This is a genomic window from Aquirufa sp. HETE-40SA, assembly GCF_054558635.1.
In genome coordinates this window covers 44497-60839 of the sequence record NZ_JBPXKN010000003.1, presented here as the reverse complement: position 1 = coordinate 60839, position 16343 = coordinate 44497, and the positions used below count along the sequence as shown (strand labels likewise).

Here is a 16343-nt window from a genome sequence, read left to right as displayed (position 1 = left end):
AGGGCAGCCTTTAAGAATTAGCTTGGCTTCTTTTCGTTACGCTTACGCTCGTTCGGATCTAACCAAATTTTACGCATACGTAAAGACTTAGGAGTGATTTCTAAGTATTCATCCTTTTGGATAAATTCCATACACTCTTCTAATGAGAAGTTTAATTTAGGAGCAATTTTGGTATTCGAATCCGTACCTGAAGCACGCATATTCGTTAATTGCTTCGCAGCTTGAAGGTTCACTTCGATGTCGTTTTGGCGATTGTGCTCACCTACTACCATCCCTGTGTAAACTTCTTCACCTGGATCGATGAAGAACACCCCTCTATCTTGTAATTTATCAATTGCATAAGGAATCGCAGGACCTGTGTTCATCGAGATTAATGATCCGTTGATACGGCCTGGAATCGCTCCTTTGAATGGTTCGTAAGCGATGAAACGGTGAGCCATAATCGCCTCTCCGAAAGTCGCCGTCAATACTTTAGAACGCAAACCAATCAAACCACGTGATGGAATGTTGAATTCTAAGTGCTGTAAATCACCCTTAGGTTCCATAATCAACAACTCACCTTTACCTTGAGTCGCTAATTCGATTACTTTACCTGCTACCTCTGCTGGAACGTCTACTACCAATGATTCTACTGGCTCTAAACGCTCTCCGTTTTCTCCTTCTTTGAAAATAACCTGAGGTTGTCCTACTTGTAATTCATAACCCTCACGACGCATCGTTTCGATTAATACAGACAAGTGAAGAATACCACGTCCAAAAACTAAGAACTTATCTTCGCTTTCAGTCGTCAATACCTTCAAGGCTAAGTTTTTCTCCGTCTCTTTGAACAGACGATCACGGATGTGACGAGACGTCACTAATTTACCTTCTTTACCAAAGAATGGAGAGTTATTAATTGTGAACAACATGTTCATCGTAGGCTCATCGATGGCGATACGCGCTAAAGCCTCTGGATTCTCTGCATCAGCAACCGTGTCACCAATTTCGAAATCTTCGATACCTGTAATGGCACAAATCTCACCACATTCTACTTTATCTACTTTTACTTTTCCTAGACCTTCGAATACCTGAAGCTCTTTGATACGCATCTTCTTTGTAGAACCATCTGCTTTACAAAGTGAGATTTGCATCCCTTCTGTCAACGTACCACGCTCTAAACGTCCGATCGCGATACGACCTACGAATGAAGAGTAGTCTAGTGAAGTAATCTGCATTTGTGGAGTACCTTCTTGTACCTTAGAAGCTGGAATGTGCTCAATGATTGCATCTAACAAAGGAATGATGTTATCCGTTGGTTGTTTCCAATCCGTACTCATCCAACCTTGCTTAGATGAACCGTAGATACAAGGGAAGTCTAATTGATCTTCCGTTGCTTCTAAGTTAAACATCAAGTCAAATACACTTTCGTGTACTTCGTCCGGACGGCAGTTTTCTTTATCTACTTTATTCACAATCACGATAGGCTTTAAACCTAGAGCGATCGCTTTTGATAATACGAAACGTGTTTGAGGCATAGGGCCTTCAAAAGCATCCACTAACAAGATAACTCCATCCGCCATACGTAGAACGCGTTCTACCTCACCGCCAAAGTCGGCGTGACCAGGTGTATCGATAATGTTGATTTTTACTCCATTGTAACGAACAGATACGTTTTTAGACGTAATCGTAATCCCTCTTTCTCTTTCAAGGTCGTTATTGTCAAGGATCAAATCTCCAAATTCTTGATTTTCTCTAAAAATCTTGGATGCATGAATAATTTTGTCAACTAGGGTCGTTTTACCGTGGTCAACGTGGGCAATAATGGCAATGTTGCGAATGCTTTGCATAAAAATGTATTCGTTGAATGAAACGAAATTCCTTTAATTGGGAAATTCAAGGTGCAAAGGTAGGGATTATTTCTTTGAAAAGTACTAATTGCACTTTAAGAAATCATTGCTTTCGGATTATTTATCGCAGGAAGCGCGATAGTGTTCGCTTGGATTTTTGCTAAAATGCCTTTAGCATCAATGCCGCACTGTGCATACAGTTCTTTTTGCTCCCCGTGTTCGATGATTTCGTCCGGTATACCCAGGCGAATTACTTGAGAAGAATACTGGTGATCGACCATAAATTCCGCAATCGCAGATCCAAATCCACCTTGAATCGCTGCATCCTCTACGGTAATTACCTTCTTGAATTGCTTGAATACGCGGTGTAAAAGTTCCTCATCTAAAGGCTTCACGAACCGCATGTCGAATAATGCAGGTTTTAAACCCAGCGCACGCGCCGCTTCACAAGCAGCGATGGCTTCATTTCCAATATGTCCAATGGACAAGACTGCAATTTCTTCTCCTTCTAAAAGTTGTACGCCTTTTCCTATTTCAATCTCTTCAAAATCCATTCTCCAAGCTGGCATCACCCCTTCGCCCCGAGGATAGCGAATAGTGATCGCTTTTTCGTGGTTTTTGAAGGTATCTAAAGACGCTGTGTACATAATATTGCGTAGTTCTTGCTCATTGCGAGGAGCTGCTACAATCATGTTTGGCACACAACGCATAAAGGCTAAATCCAGCAATCCATGGTGCGTAGGGCCATCAGCTCCAGCTAAACCTGCGCGGTCTAGACAGAATATGACAGGTAATTTCTGTAAACAGACGTCGTGTACGACTTGGTCGTAACCGCGTTGCATGAATGAACTGTAGATATTACAGAAAACAGTTAAGCCTTGCGTCGCTAATCCCGCAGAGAAGGTGACGGCATGCTGTTCCGCGATGCCTACGTCAAAAGCGCGATCGGGCATCGCACGCATCATAATATTCAAAGAAGATCCAGATGGCATTGCAGGTGTGATACCCATAATCTTCGGATTCTTCTCGGCTAATTCTAAAAGCGTATGGCCAAAAACCTCTTGGTATTTAGGGGGCTGTGGATCGTCATAGGTTTTTTTATGAATCTCACCGGTCAGTTTATCGAATTTCCCAGGAGCGTGCCACAAGGTTTGATCTTTTTCAGCCAGTGAATAACCTTTCCCTTTTGTTGTAATGCAATGTAAAATCTTCGGACCAGGTATATCTTTTAAGTCGTTTAAAACCGTGGTTAAATTGTCGATATCGTGTCCGTCAATAGGGCCAAAATACCTCAAATTCAAGGATTCAAACAGATTGCTTTGGTTTAATAAGGTGGCTTTTAGGCCATTTTCGATCTTCGACACAATTTCTTGCGCCGTTTTTCCGAATTTGGACATCTTGCCTAACAGATTCCACACATCATCCTTCACCTTGTTGTAGGTGTGTGAGGTAGTGATATCTGTTAAATATTCTTTTAATGCACCGACATTTGGATCGATCGCCATGCAATTATCGTTCAAGATAATCAACATGTTGTTCGGGATATCGCCCGCATGGTTCATGGCTTCGAATGCCATTCCCGCTGTCATAGATCCATCCCCAATAACGGCGATATGTTGCCTGTATGTTTCCTTTTTATATCCAGATGCCACAGCCATCCCCAGAGCAGCTGAGATGGAAGTAGAGGAGTGTCCTACACCAAACGTATCAAAATTACTTTCTGAGCGCTTCGGGAAACCCGAAATACCTCCGATTAAACGATTGGTGTGAAAAACTTCCCGGCGACCGGTTAAAATTTTGTGGCCATAAGCCTGGTGTCCTACATCCCAAACCAATTGATCATCTGGGGTATTAAACACATAATGCAAGGCGACGGTTAACTCAGTTACACCTAAAGAGGCACCAAAGTGACCTCCATTCACAGATACGTTGTCAATAATAAATTGACGCAATTCGTCACAAACTTGAGGTAAGTCTGATTTCGGCAACTTGCGCAAATCTTCCGGAGAGGAGATTTTGCTAAGTAATGGACCGGCTTCAAATTGCATAGACTCGTGTGATGATAGTGAAAGATTAACCTTACAAAGGTAAAAATGTTTTTAAGCCTTAGTCATTTTTTTGACTCGCTTTGAATAATCTTTTTTGCTCGAAGTCGGTAAGACTGTCGTATCCGGATTGTGATATTTTGTCCAAAATCGCATTCAGCTCCTCCTCCGGCACAGTTTCGAGTTCTTTTCGGGGTTGTAATTTTTGATTAACAGCTGTGGCAAATTCTTTAATTTTTATTTCAAAAATGGCTTGAGGTCGGGATGCGGCTAAAAAGTTTTTGGCAAAAATGAAACCTAATATTGCCCCACCTAAATGCGCAATATTTCCACCTGCGTTTGACCCAGTTGTTTCAATAAAGGACCATAGAATATAAAATGCAGAGATGTATTTGATTCGAACCGGTCCTAATAAAAGTAAATGTACCTGGTAGTTAGGTCGGATCGTCGCAGCGGCGACCACCACAGCAAAAACACCTGCTGAGGCCCCATTTAAGAAATTTGGTCCTTTGGCAATGAAAAAACTCACGGTGTTCATCGCTAAAAGAAAAGCTACTGCACCCGCTAATCCGCCATAAAAAAAGAGCTGGACGAGCCGTTTATTCCCGATGAAATCCTGGATAATGATACCAAACCAATACAGGAACATCATATTGAAAATGAGGTGGAAGACCTCAATGTGCAAGAAAAAATAGGTAAGTAGACTCCAGGGTCTTTGGATAAGCAAATCGAGTGCAGACGGTAGCGAAACTTGCGTAAAAAACGCATCAAATAATTCCGATTTTCCTGCTATCAATAAGCCGACCCGAGCGATCATCAAAGCCACGAAAATGGCTCCATTGGCTATAATGATCTTCATCAAGCCCTGTCCAGGCTGTTGAATAATGTTTTTTATATCATTGAGAATGCTCCTCATCTTAATAGAAACTGTCGCGTTTTTGGCGCCAAATCAATAATAAAATGACGGCAAAAAGCATTCCGCCTAAATGGGCAAAGTGCGCTACATTATCCCCATCAGCCGCTGATTTCCCAGCATAAAGCTCGTAAAAGGCAAAGCCCATCACGAGGTATTTCGCTTTTACAGGAATGGGGATAGGGAAGACGAACATCTCGGAGTTAGGAAATAAATAGCCATAGGCCATCAAGATACCAAAAACACCTCCAGATGCCCCCACTACAGGGTTTTGGGTGGTATACTCACTATAAAATTCCATTGCAGCTGTGGCATTCATGCCCCCATTCATGGAATTGCTGCCCCCAAATCGATTGAAATAATCTAACATAAAATCGGTATTGGGATTCGCCAGGGCTAATTCCAAGGCCTTTCGGATGCTGGCATAATCATGGAAATACTGAATCGCTTCGTGTAATAATCCCGCTCCTACTCCACAGAATAGATAGAAAAATAGGAAACGCTGACCGCCCCAGATTTTTTCTAGGATAGATCCGAACATATAAAGCCCAAACATATTCATCAGCAAATGCATAAAATTCGCATGCACGAACATGTAGCTGATTATTTGGAAATAATGAAAATTACTAGATTGAAAAAAGTACAATGCGAATAGTTCATCCGGAATGAAAGACGATCCTAGGAACATCGCTACATTGATGAAAATTAAATTCCGTACGGTGGGTGTTAAATTTCTGAGCATATTATTCTTCGTATCCCCAATCAATGGAGTTTTTCATGTCTTTAATCAATAAGCCAGCAGATTTAAAGGCGCCACGGATTTCGTCTACTTTATCGTATTGTCTACTTTCTTTGAAACCCTTGTAGAGCTGAAGAAGTTCATCCGTCAGACCATTCATCTGTTCAGGAACCTCTTCTTTAATCCCTAGGACGTCCTCTAAAATGCTGACATATGAACGTTGTAAATTTGAAAATGTTTCAGAAGGAATGGATTCGAAGGCTAATCCCCCCGTGTAGAGCGAATTGATTTTCTTCAACAAGGTAAACAAGTGCGCAATCGCCACCGCCGTGTTCAAATCGTCGTTCATTCCATCATAGCAGCCTTGAATGGCGTCATTGATCTCCTTTTCTTGAGTGGCATCGGGATTAGGCTTGATGTCTGTTGGATAAGCTAATTTCTTGATGATGCGTAAACCATTTGCGATTTTTTTGTAGCCTTTTTGGGCCGCTTTAAGTGCGTCGTTGGAGAAGTCCAACGTACTGCGGTATTGGGATTGCAGCATAAAGAAACGCACGGTCATCGGGCTGTAAGCCTGCTCTAATAGTGCATGACTACCTGCAAATAATTCGGAGGGCAAGAAGGAGTTTCCGAGGGATTTACTCATTTTTTGGCCATTCACTGTTAACATATTCGTGTGCATCCAGTAGCGTACGGGAGCACGATCATAAGCTGCTTTTGCCTGCGCGATTTCACATTCATGGTGCGGGAATTTCAAATCCATTCCGCCGCCGTGTATATCAAAGGTATCGCCTAAGTACTTGTGGCTCATGCAGGTACACTCTAAGTGCCAGCCAGGAAAACCCTCTCCCCAGGGGGATGGCCAGCGCATGATGTGTTCCGGAGCTGCTTTTTTCCAAAGCGCAAAATCCAACGGACTGCGCTTCTCGCCCACGCCGTCTAAGTCACGTGTTTCAGTTAATAAGTCTTCAATCACGCGGCCAGACAGATGTCCGTAGTTGCCGCCATTTTTATTGTAAGTCTCGATGTCAAAATATACCGAACCATTGGATTCATAGGCTAATCCTTTCTCTATTAAGGATTTCGTGGTCTCGATTTGTTCCACGATATGTCCCGTCGCTGTAGGCTCGATGCTCGGAGGCAAGACATTGAATTTTTCTAATACTTGGTGAAAATCTTGGGTAAAGCGATGTACGATTTCCATCGGCTCTAACTTTTCCAATTTGGCCATCTTCCCAATCTTATCTTCTCCCTCATCGCCATCACCTACCAGGTGACCCACGTCCGTAATATTACGCACATAACGTACTTTGTACCCGATATGCAATAAATAGCGGTTTAGGATGTCAAAAGACGTAAAAGTGCGCAAATTGCCTAAGTGAACATAATTATATACCGTGGGCCCGCAGACATAAAGTCCGACGTGATTTTCGTGTATCGGGGTGAAAAGTTCTTTTTCACGACTCAGGGTATTGTATATTTTTAAGGGCTGCATGTAAAGCGGATCTTTTCTGATCGAAAGGGGATAATAAGGAATTAAAATTAATTGGATTCTTTTAATTCACCAAACCCAAACGCAATTCATTACCTTTGTATGTTTTTTAGCATACAAACGTTATTCGCATGTTTTTACGAGAAGTAGGAGACGACGCTCGCTTAAAGAAGATTTTTCTCACCTTTCCGGTTCAGCTCTATTCCAGCGACCCTAATTGGATTCGTCCTTTAGATAACGATATCTCTTCGGTGTTTGATCCGCGGAAGAATCCCCATTTTAAACAGGGCGAGGCTATTCGGTGGATTTTGTTCAACGATCAAGAGCAGCCCATCGGTCGTGTAGCCGCTTTTTATGAGCGGAACACAAAGGAGGGCGAAGTTCCCGTGGGCGGCATGGGCTTTTTCGAATGTATTGAAGAGGAGAAAGCAGCATTTATGTTGTTTGATGCCTGTAAAAATTGGCTAGCGGAGCGAGGAATGGAGGGGATGGATGGCCCGATTAATTTTGGGGAGCGCGACAGTTTCTGGGGTTTGATGGTCAAAGGTTGGGAGTTTGAGCCTACCTATAAAATGCCCTGGACGAAGCCTTATTACATTCCGTTCTTCGAAAACTATGGTTTTCAAGACTATTTCCAACAATACGTGTTCGTTTCGCCCATCGCCGGCGCTAATGTGACGCAGGGAATCGAAGAAAAAGCCCGGCGCATTTTTGATAATCCAGATTACGTTTTTCAGCACATTGAGAAGAGTAATCTGTCGAAATATGCAGAAGATTTTCGTTTCATTTTCAATGCGGCTTGGGCGAAATTCCCGGGGGTGAAGGAGATGAGTTCGGAATCGGCTCAAAAACTCGTGAAAACCATGAAGCCCATCATCGATGAGCAATTATTGTGGTTTGCCTACACGACGGACGGAACGCCGGTGGCCTTCTTCATTGTGATCCCCGATTTGAACCAAATCGTGAAACACCTGAACGGTAAACTGAACTGGTGGGGCATGATTAAATTCCTTCTATTGAAATTAAAAGGAACCTTGACTCGTACCTGCGGGGTGATTTTTGGGGTGACTCCAGATCACCAAGGCAAAGGAGTTGAATCTGCCATCGCCTTACGATTCCGCGAAGTCGCGCGTACGAATCCTTTCTATCCGTATTCCACCATGGACATGAATTGGGTGGGTGATTTTAATCCTAAAATGCTTCGCTTTGTCTCCCAACTAGGAGCCACAAATGATAAAACTTTTATTACATACCGTAAATTTTTCAATCCAAACCAACCCTTTAGTCGTTGTCCTAAAGTAGGTTAATATATTTATTATGAGCTTATTATCTATTGGAACCGTTGCGTTCGACGCCCTTGAAACTCCCTATGGAAAGACCGATAAAATCATCGGTGGATCTTGTACGTACATTGCCTTATCAGCTGCCTTCTTTTTACCTAAAGTAAATGTAGTAGCTGTGGTAGGTGATGATTTTCCACAAGAATACATGGACACGTTGACGTCTCGTGGCATCAATTTGGACGGATTACAAATCAAACAAGGGGAGAAGTCGTTTTTCTGGGCAGGTAAATACCATAACAACATGAATTCACGTGACACCTTAGTGACGGAATTGAACGTGTTAGCTGATTTCAAGCCGGAGATCCCAGCGTCTTACCAAGATTGTGAATATCTAATGTTAGGAAATCTAACGCCACAAGTACAAATCGAAGCGATTCAGGGCCTAAACAAACGCCCCAAATTAGTCGTAATGGACACCATGAACTTCTGGATGGATGTGGCGATGGACGATTTGAAGCGTGTGTTGACGATGGTGGATGTGCTTTGCATCAATGATGAGGAGGCGCGTCAATTATCCGAGCAATACTCACTTCGCACGGCTGCTAAGATGATTATGGCGATGGGACCTAAGACCTTGATTATTAAGAAAGGGGAGCATGGTGCTTTGTTATTCCAAGGAGATCGCATGTTCTATTGCCCATCACTTCCATTAGAGGACGTTTTCGATCCGACGGGCGCGGGCGATACCTTCGTAGGAGGATTCATTGGTTACCTAGCAAAGACGAACGATATTTCGTTTGAAAACATGCGTCGCGCGATCGTTCACGGATCTGCGATGGCTTCTTTCTGTGTGGAGAAATTCGGTACAGAGCGTTTATTCGAAATCACGGAAGCTGATTTAGCGAGCCGTGTAAATGAATTTAGAGAGTTAGCTTCGTTCTAATTCTTACCCCACGATCACCTCGTGCATCAGATCCAGGTTCAGGTATTTAGCAGCCATGTCTCTAATATCCTGGGCCTGGATATTTTGTATGCTGTCTTGAAACTGATCATAGAAATCAGGAGCTAATCCATCCAATTGAATCACACGCACTTTTTCGGCGATATCGAAAGCTTGAGTTAGTTCACCTGTGAAGCTGCCCATCAGGTAATTTTGGACGATATCTAGTTCCTCCTGAGGTATCAATTCATTTTGAAGGATGCTGATTTCCTTTTTGATTTCTGCCAAAGTTGCATCGACATTCTCCCCATTCACATCTGTCCCCACGACCCAATAACCACCACGCGGATAAGGCGCTAAACTGGACGAGATACCATAGGTAAACCCTTTATCTTCACGTATATTTTTCTGCAATCTAGAGCCAAAGTATCCTCCTAATACCGTATTCATTAAACTAAAGTGAAAGTAATCACGATGATTTCTGGATATAGCCGGCAGGCCATACCGAATCGAACTCTGTACGGATGCTTCTTTTTCTTCTCTTATTTTAATTGGATTCGAAGCTGATGTTAACGACGGGATAAGTAGTTCAGAGTTAGAATAACTGATTTGTCCTAGGGTCTGATCTAAAAAGGAAATCTGTTCATCGGAGATTTTTCCGGATAGAAAGATGACCGGTTTTTGTGAAGCCCAAGTCGTCGAATACTGTTCCACTAGCGCGGCGCGGTCTAGTTTGTCAAAATCTTCTGCCACCGTATAACGGCCATAGGGATCGTTCGGAAATACCTGAGCGCGAAATTTTTGGCTAGCAGAATAGGAGGTTTTTTCCCAATTCAGTTTCGTTTTTTGACGTTCGATTTCGATCTCTTTTTCTACCTCCTCCGCAGGGAAAGTTGCTTCTTGTAGTATTTCACGGACAAGGGGAATCAAAGAATGAAAGTGCTTCGTTAATCCGTAGACCGTGAAAGTGCCGTGGTCTAAACTGGCTTGTATATCCCAGAAGGCCCCGAAAAAATCAAAAGCTTGGTGAATTTTCTGTGCGGAATCAGACGAAGTTCCACGTTTCATGAGTGAAGCCGTCATGCCAGCCAATCCCGCCAAAGGGCTATGTACTGCGCCAGCCTTCGTACTCAATTCAAATTTAAAAACTTCCTGCTCTCCTGCTGAGATCACCCATACTTCGATACCATTGGCTAACGTATATTTGGCTGGTTTTGGGAATAAAACTTTGTCTACCGGATAGGCAGCAGGGGCAATGCGACGGTCTAACATATTATTTCACAGGCTGATTAATGCCCGCTATGAGCGTTAATCGTAAGGTATTTGCTAAAGGACTGCCTTGACCACTTGGAACCAGGTATGCAAAATCTAATCCGTATTTTTGATCCATTTTAAAGCCAAGGCCAAAAGTGAAATACTTCCGATTTCCCTTCATTTCGCTCTCGTGAAAATAGCCTGTTCTCAAGGCAAAAGAATTATTAAATAAATATTCTGCGCCTACAGAGGTGGTCACCTCTTTGATCTCTTCACTTATTCCATCTGGAGCATCAACTAAGGATCCGAATATTCCTCCAATGGCTGAAACGGTAGCAGGGTCTGTTCCCACGATTTTTCCATTTTCAAAGGCTGGTGGCGTAGGAACCATTAACTTGTTAAAGTCTACGGTGAAAGTAAGCTTGTTTAATTCGTCAATATCGTGTGTTGCAGCCATACCCATTCGTAAATTAGTGGGGATAAAGTTCTTCTCTGAACCACCATAAGTTACCTTACCTGAAATGTTTGAAAGCGTTAATGCATAACTGTAATTCCAAGGATTGGAGGTTTTGTTAGCATAAAACACAGAGATATCTGCAGCAACTGTTTCTGCGGGCTTTAACGCACTACTTACGCCGCCAGAACCTTGGTAATTTCCTAATAAATTTGAGTTGATATACTTTAAATTCATTCCTATTGATAGGGCTGCTGATAATTTTCTAGCATGCGAAATTCCCAAAGCAAACTCATTCGAATTGAAATTACCTGCACTCGTCCCGTTATCTAAAGTCGCTTGGAACATGCCTTGATCAAAGTAATCTATGAAAAAACCAAAAACTAAATTTTTCTTGCTTACCGTATATCCAGAGATATTATACAGTGCCATGTCATTTGTTATAGAGCGTAACCAAGGTGTGTATGAGAGCGAAAAACCCATCTTTTTTTCTGTTGTTGCAAGTTTAGCCGTGTTCCAATGTATTGCATTAGCATCTACCGATAAGGCTACCCCGGCATCTCCCATAGCAGCCGAACGAGCATCAGGAGCGACATTTAGGAACATTAAGGTAGGTGTGGGAATACGTCCTGCATTGATTTGGCCGGATACTAGGCTGGTTGATTGCGCATGTGCAAAAATTCCAATGGTAATCAGTAATAGGGTTAGTAGTTGTCTCATGTGCTATTTAATATTTCCTATTCGTCCTGAAAAAAGTGCGAATGGGGCTCCTGTATCGTATTTAATTTCTAATTGGTAGTAGTTAATATAATCTAATTGGTTTTTCTCCGAAGGACTCCAATCTATAGAGAAAGTTTGGTTAGCAGAATCACTTCCTGGAACTATCCCTGTTCTCTCTAAAATTTGTTTCCCTAAGATACTATAAATTTTCAGTTTGTAGACGTAGCTCGTCCATCGTTTATCTTGTAAAAAAGAAAATGTACTTCGCTCGGTCATCGGGTTCGGGTAGATGCTGAGTTCCCCATTCTCTTTCTTAGAGGCAGATACTGTGAATTCAAACGATAAATTTCCCGAGTTTGTATGTACGTCAAAACAATTTACTAAAATTTTATATTTCCCGGGGGCAAGTGACTCAAAAGGAAAGGTAATGGAGCCTTTATTACTTGAATTTAAGGCAGGTACAAAAAGCTGCGATAGGGGAAATAAAAGGGTATCATTGACTGAGAAATAGGCTTTTTCTCCTTTAGGTCCAATAAAACGAAGTGAACTAGCGTCCCGTATGTTTAATTGCAAAATCGGATTAGGAGAGGTCGCTGAAATGTCTGCCTCATTCAGTAAGGTAGCTTCTATAATAGGGGCATTTGATTCTTTGGTTTCCCCACTAGGTTTTAAACCACTTTTCATTCCTCCGCCATAGGTAGTTCCATCACTTGAATTAGCACGCCATTTCAATCGGTAGGCAGGAAGATTAGCGAGACTAAATTTGCCATTTTGCACAGTAGAAACGCTTTTTCCTTCTAGGTTGCCGGCAATGACATAGTTGAATTTGTCTGTTTTAGTTCCCAGCGTCTGCTTTTTTTGATCTTCTCCAAAATAATAGACTTGAATCTCCCCCGTTATATTGGGGGTTGTTTGTCCTTGAATTACCCCGTTTGATAAGGTATCAATACGGATACTAAGCGTTTGTTGGCTCCAAGGAAGGGTTGAGGAGGGATCTCCCAATAGGGTAATATTTCGGTTAATTACGCCAGATTGGCTCTCATTCTTCGCATCTCGATATAAATCTCCTAATCTGTAGTCTTTATTATTTAGATGTTTAGTTAAATTTCTATAAAATGCCTGGCCAAACAGATAATTACTACTCTGAAATACGGGTCTTGTCGTTGAAATAAGTCCGATAGCTCCCCCTTGGTTTGACAAAAGACTGACCTCCGCACCCGAAAGCTGATTGGGATCATCAAATCGCCCAAATTGACACGTAGCGGTCAACAATAAGGGAAGGTTTCGGCTGTTTTTCAACGTTTGTAACTCATTATTGGTGATCACTTTTTCATCCGTCCAGGCAGACTCTGAACCATGGCCTAAGAAATGGATAAAATCTGCTTCATAATTAAATAAGTCGAGACTAGCTTTTTTACCAGCTGCTGAAGTATAAATCCCATTTGCTGTTTCTTGTGGGAATTGATCGATATAAGTTTTTTGTACTTGAAATGCCTCAGGAATATAGGCTGCAAAATCTTCTGCATCTTGAACATGCAGATTTGAATCTCCATCATCTGCTAGCCAAGCGAAACGGTAGGGATGTGTTAAGTTTTGCCTTTCATAGCTGATCATTTTATTTACGAGCATCGTTGCTTCCTCAAAGGACCTCACTGGAATTCGGCCTATTGCTACGGATAAAAGCTCATTTTTTGCCTCATTTCCCTCTAACCATTCCCCCTGATCTACATCCAATAGGCCAAAATAGTCATCTGACACATAAGTCTGTAGCGGCTGCAAAGACTCTCTACTTTCATAACTAGGCACATAATTCAAGCGCTCAGTAGCCGTAGCCACCTTATTGATTCCCTTGTAATCAACGGAAGCATCACCCATTAGTAGTACATAGCGTGGTTTTTTAAGGCGTATAAAATCTCTTATGGCAGTTACGTCCACTTTACCTGCAGAGAATTCGTTATAAATCTCTTGGGTGGAGTAGGCTTTAGCTTTTATTCCTTTTGAACTCCGGTAACGTGCGAAAAGTGTAGCGACAGGTAAAATGGAAGGGCTAGATATAACAAGCAAATCGGCGGACTCATCTGCTCTGCTATTTTGATTTGGAATGAGATCAAGCGTAATCGGATCTACCGCCTTAGCTGGATCAAAAATCAGTAATTCTGCGCCTGGTGCTACTTTAGGGAGAGACAAAGAGATCAGTTTTTGCCAGCTATTGCCTTTCGTTTTTAGCCAGATCTGATGGTTTGTTTGTTTATTTAAAATGCTAATAGTAAAGGAGGAGTCCGTCTTATTAGGTAGATAATAGTGTGGGTTCTCATTCAGAGCATTTAACTTTCTAGGGTATTCTAAATCGATGAAATCGATATATCCAGAGCCCGTGGTGTTAGCATAGGCTAAATTCCAGCTCCAACTTTGGTCCTTAATCACAGGATTTACGGAAGCTGAAAATGTCTTCAAAAAGGCTTTTTGATCATACCGATCGCCGGTAATGGCTGGAAAAATAATAGGGGAAAGCGTATTGCCAGGAATACTAAAAGTGAAGGTTCCTGGTGCAACGGAGGAGGAAGCTAACCTTCCAGAGAGTAAGCTAGGTATTCCCGATTTATAGTCTGATAAAGGATATTGAATGCTTCGATTTACATTACCAAAAAATCCATCACCTAACCATTCTCTACCTGATTGCAATAGATTATAGGTTTCAGGTTCGTAGTGAAATCGACTTAAGGCATAATCTAATGTCGGACCTGATGTCGATGAATTGGTGCCATTGTTTGATTCTGAGATAATCTTTGGCGCTGGATCATCTAAACGAATAAAGTAGAAGGCCGTATCACTATAGTGATGAGTGAATTTTTCCGCCCAAAAAACAACGGCATCACCTTGTTTCAAGAAAGGTATGGGCTGTAAATCTATAGGTCGAGCAGATGCGTTTGCCTGAGGTAATTCACCTATTTCGTGACCATATACTCCTAATTGAGAGGCTTTTAGATTGAATTTAGCAAGCCATGCTGGGGTAATTTGATAGATGCCGGATTGAGTAATACCTACTTTGATCCAACGTCCGCTTGATAAGATGGAGTTTTGAGCATGTCCGATGAAGGCCGCAAGTAGAAGAGGCAGAAGTACTTTAAGAAATTTCAATCGGTAACACGTACGCATTCTTTGCCACTAAGTAGTTTCGACCTGAATTTAATTCTTTGCAAATGTAACGTGTTCGGCGAAGTTTCCCTTTGATGAAGCGAAGGTTTTTTAAGGCGAATGTTGCACCCTCTGCTAATTCGACTAATGGAGTGCCCTCAGGAGGTTGCTCATCAAAACTTTTAAGTATGTCAACAAGGGGTTGGTAGCCATTCGAGGAGGCTGCTGGATTTTTTAAATAGGCTCTGAGGACGTTGACAAGTTCTGATGGCAATAAATCCTCATCCAGAATGGGCTCGAAGAGGTTATAAAATTCCGTCTTCCATTCTTGACCATGTGGAAGCACTTTGTTCTTGTGGGCTAAATAAGTAGTTAAGTGGGCAACTTCGTGGATGTAGGTCACGAGGAATGCGTAGGAATTCAAATTATGGTTAACCGTAACTTGGTGTCCTTTCAATGGGCTGAATCGATAGTCGCCCAGTTTTGAATCACGGGATTTACTGACAATGAAGTCAAAGGAATAATCATGCCAAAGTTGAAAGCAGTATTCTGCTACTTTGGGAGGGAAGTGATCAAAAAAGGAATCAATCTTTTTATTCTTCATCCGGTTATTAGACATAAAAAAAGTCCTTCGCATGCGAAGGACTTTTTTCTGATCGTTGTGCTAAAATTACTTAGCAGCAGCAGTGTCAGCAGCAGCAGTGTCAGCAGCAGCAGAATCAGCTGGAGCAGCAGCAGCAGCAGAATCAACAGCAACAGTGTCAGCAGAAGCTTCTGCTTTCTTCTCACCACAAGATGCTAAAGTTACCATTGCAGCAACGAAAGCTAGAGCGAATACTTTTTTCATTTCTTATTTTGTTTAAGGTTTGAGTCACAAATCTACGGCATTATTTTATAAGTACAAATAAATGCAAATAAAATTTTAAGATTTTTTTAAGGAATGAGTAAAAAAATATAAAAATAGGGCTTAATGGAGCTTAATCGGCTTAGGATTTCTTAAGAATTTGGAACTTAGAAAAGGTCTAAATTAGATAAATCCTATTTTGTCAGCTCCTTAAATCGATCGTAAAACCCGCTTGATTTGAAAGTGAAGGTTTTGTGTAGAATGTAATTGGATAAAAAACTAAACCCCATTCCGTGCAAGGTGGTTAGTATTTGTGTAATGTTTAATTTTTTGATGGAGTAGGGGATAAGAAAATAGAAATCCGGGTAGCGTTCGTGAATAAACTCATAAGGAATGGTACTGAATAACCAGGTGATGATGCCTGAAAAACTAGCTACTAGGAGGTACTTAAGCATCTCGCGTCTTGTTTGATGGCTTTGGCGCGCATTAAAGGCAAACAATTTGGTTAAAAAAAAGCCGACTATTAGGGCAATAAAATACGCAGGAAGGATGGAATCTTCATACGAAACGCGGAACCAATCTTTGATTAATCCTCCAGCGAGTAATTGAACACATGCCCCTAATCCAGCTACTACGAAGTAGGCGAATAAATCTTTCTGATTGAAAAGGGCCTGTTTCTTGTCGCTCAAATGCTCAAT

Annotated in this window: 13 protein-coding genes; 2 read left to right on the top strand and 11 right to left on the bottom strand. The window is 41.8% G+C overall.

Annotated elements, in window-relative coordinates:
* Positions 1–17: 17 nt before the first annotated feature.
* From typA to cysS, 5 genes are all read right to left on the bottom strand, one after another.
* Positions 18–1826, bottom strand: a complete 1809-nt coding sequence (gene typA / locus ACRZ9O_RS08200) for a translational GTPase TypA (RefSeq protein ID WP_459458128.1) — start codon at positions 1824–1826, stop codon at positions 18–20.
* Between the two features lie 95 nt (positions 1827–1921).
* On the bottom strand, positions 1922–3874 hold the full coding sequence (gene dxs / locus ACRZ9O_RS08195; protein WP_459458126.1) for a 1-deoxy-D-xylulose-5-phosphate synthase: 1953 nt from the start codon (positions 3872–3874) through the stop codon (positions 1922–1924).
* A 58-nt stretch (positions 3875–3932) separates the two neighbouring features.
* Complete coding sequence (locus tag ACRZ9O_RS08190; RefSeq protein ID WP_459458124.1) at positions 3933–4730, bottom strand: rhomboid family intramembrane serine protease; 798 nt, start codon at positions 4728–4730, stop codon at positions 3933–3935.
* A gap of 58 nt (positions 4731–4788) precedes the next feature.
* Positions 4789–5526: a rhomboid family intramembrane serine protease gene (locus ACRZ9O_RS08185; protein ID WP_459458122.1), complete on the bottom strand. Its 738-nt coding sequence runs from the start codon at positions 5524–5526 to the stop codon at positions 4789–4791.
* 1 nt (position 5527) lies between these two features.
* The gene (gene cysS / locus ACRZ9O_RS08180) at positions 5528–7018 is read right to left on the bottom strand and encodes a cysteine--tRNA ligase (RefSeq protein WP_459458120.1); all 1491 of its coding nucleotides are present in this window, start codon (positions 7016–7018) and stop codon (positions 5528–5530) included.
* Between the two features lie 128 nt (positions 7019–7146).
* On the opposite strand from cysS, the gene ACRZ9O_RS08175 reads away from it, so the two are divergent.
* Both ACRZ9O_RS08175 and ACRZ9O_RS08170 read left to right on the top strand, forming a co-directional pair.
* Entirely contained in the window at positions 7147–8322 is a 1176-nt protein-coding gene (locus ACRZ9O_RS08175; protein ID WP_459458118.1) for a hypothetical protein, read from the top strand.
* Between the two features lie 10 nt (positions 8323–8332).
* Complete coding sequence (locus tag ACRZ9O_RS08170) at positions 8333–9241, top strand: PfkB family carbohydrate kinase (RefSeq protein WP_459458116.1); 909 nt, start codon at positions 8333–8335, stop codon at positions 9239–9241.
* A gap of 3 nt (positions 9242–9244) precedes the next feature.
* On the opposite strand, the gene ACRZ9O_RS08165 is transcribed toward ACRZ9O_RS08170, so the two are convergent.
* From ACRZ9O_RS08165 to ACRZ9O_RS08140, 6 genes are all read right to left on the bottom strand, one after another.
* Positions 9245–10510 carry a M16 family metallopeptidase gene (locus ACRZ9O_RS08165; RefSeq protein WP_459458114.1) on the bottom strand — a complete coding sequence of 422 codons (1266 nt, stop codon included), beginning with the start codon at positions 10508–10510 and terminating at the stop codon, positions 9245–9247.
* Position 10511: 1 nt separating this feature from the next.
* Positions 10512–11666 (bottom strand): type IX secretion system outer membrane channel protein PorV, encoded by a 1155-nt coding sequence (porV, locus tag ACRZ9O_RS08160; RefSeq protein ID WP_459458112.1) that lies wholly within the window; start codon positions 11664–11666, stop codon positions 10512–10514.
* A gap of 3 nt (positions 11667–11669) precedes the next feature.
* Positions 11670–14822 (bottom strand): type IX secretion system sortase PorU, encoded by a 3153-nt coding sequence (gene porU, locus ACRZ9O_RS08155; protein ID WP_459458110.1) that lies wholly within the window; start codon positions 14820–14822, stop codon positions 11670–11672.
* Entirely contained in the window at positions 14791–15438 is a 648-nt protein-coding gene (locus ACRZ9O_RS08150; protein WP_459458108.1) for a SprT-like domain-containing protein, read from the bottom strand. The genes porU and ACRZ9O_RS08150 overlap by 32 nt, the downstream gene beginning before the upstream one ends.
* Before the next feature lie 33 nt (positions 15439–15471).
* Positions 15472–15648 carry a hypothetical protein gene (locus ACRZ9O_RS08145; protein ID WP_161566409.1) on the bottom strand — a complete coding sequence of 59 codons (177 nt, stop codon included), beginning with the start codon at positions 15646–15648 and terminating at the stop codon, positions 15472–15474.
* Between the two features lie 191 nt (positions 15649–15839).
* Entirely contained in the window at positions 15840–16334 is a 495-nt protein-coding gene (locus ACRZ9O_RS08140; protein ID WP_459458106.1) for a GtrA family protein, read from the bottom strand.
* Positions 16335–16343 lie beyond the last annotated feature (9 nt).

Coding starts and splice junctions, on each gene's coding strand:
- typA (WP_459458128.1), bottom strand. CDS start 1,826: ATGCAAAGCATTCGCAACATTGCCATTATTGCCCACGTTGACCACGGT.
- dxs (WP_459458126.1), bottom strand. CDS start 3,874: ATGCAATTTGAAGCCGGTCCATTACTTAGCAAAATCTCCTCTCCGGAA.
- ACRZ9O_RS08190 (WP_459458124.1), bottom strand. CDS start 4,730: ATGAAGATCATTATAGCCAATGGAGCCATTTTCGTGGCTTTGATGATC.
- ACRZ9O_RS08185 (WP_459458122.1), bottom strand. CDS start 5,526: ATGCTCAGAAATTTAACACCCACCGTACGGAATTTAATTTTCATCAAT.
- cysS (WP_459458120.1), bottom strand. CDS start 7,018: ATGCAGCCCTTAAAAATATACAATACCCTGAGTCGTGAAAAAGAACTT.
- ACRZ9O_RS08175 (WP_459458118.1), top strand. CDS start 7,147: ATGTTTTTACGAGAAGTAGGAGACGACGCTCGCTTAAAGAAGATTTTT.
- ACRZ9O_RS08170 (WP_459458116.1), top strand. CDS start 8,333: ATGAGCTTATTATCTATTGGAACCGTTGCGTTCGACGCCCTTGAAACT.
- ACRZ9O_RS08165 (WP_459458114.1), bottom strand. CDS start 10,510: ATGTTAGACCGTCGCATTGCCCCTGCTGCCTATCCGGTAGACAAAGTT.
- porV (WP_459458112.1), bottom strand. CDS start 11,666: ATGAGACAACTACTAACCCTATTACTGATTACCATTGGAATTTTTGCA.
- porU (WP_459458110.1), bottom strand. CDS start 14,822: ATGCGTACGTGTTACCGATTGAAATTTCTTAAAGTACTTCTGCCTCTT.
- ACRZ9O_RS08150 (WP_459458108.1), bottom strand. CDS start 15,438: ATGCGAAGGACTTTTTTTATGTCTAATAACCGGATGAAGAATAAAAAG.
- ACRZ9O_RS08145 (WP_161566409.1), bottom strand. CDS start 15,648: ATGAAAAAAGTATTCGCTCTAGCTTTCGTTGCTGCAATGGTAACTTTA.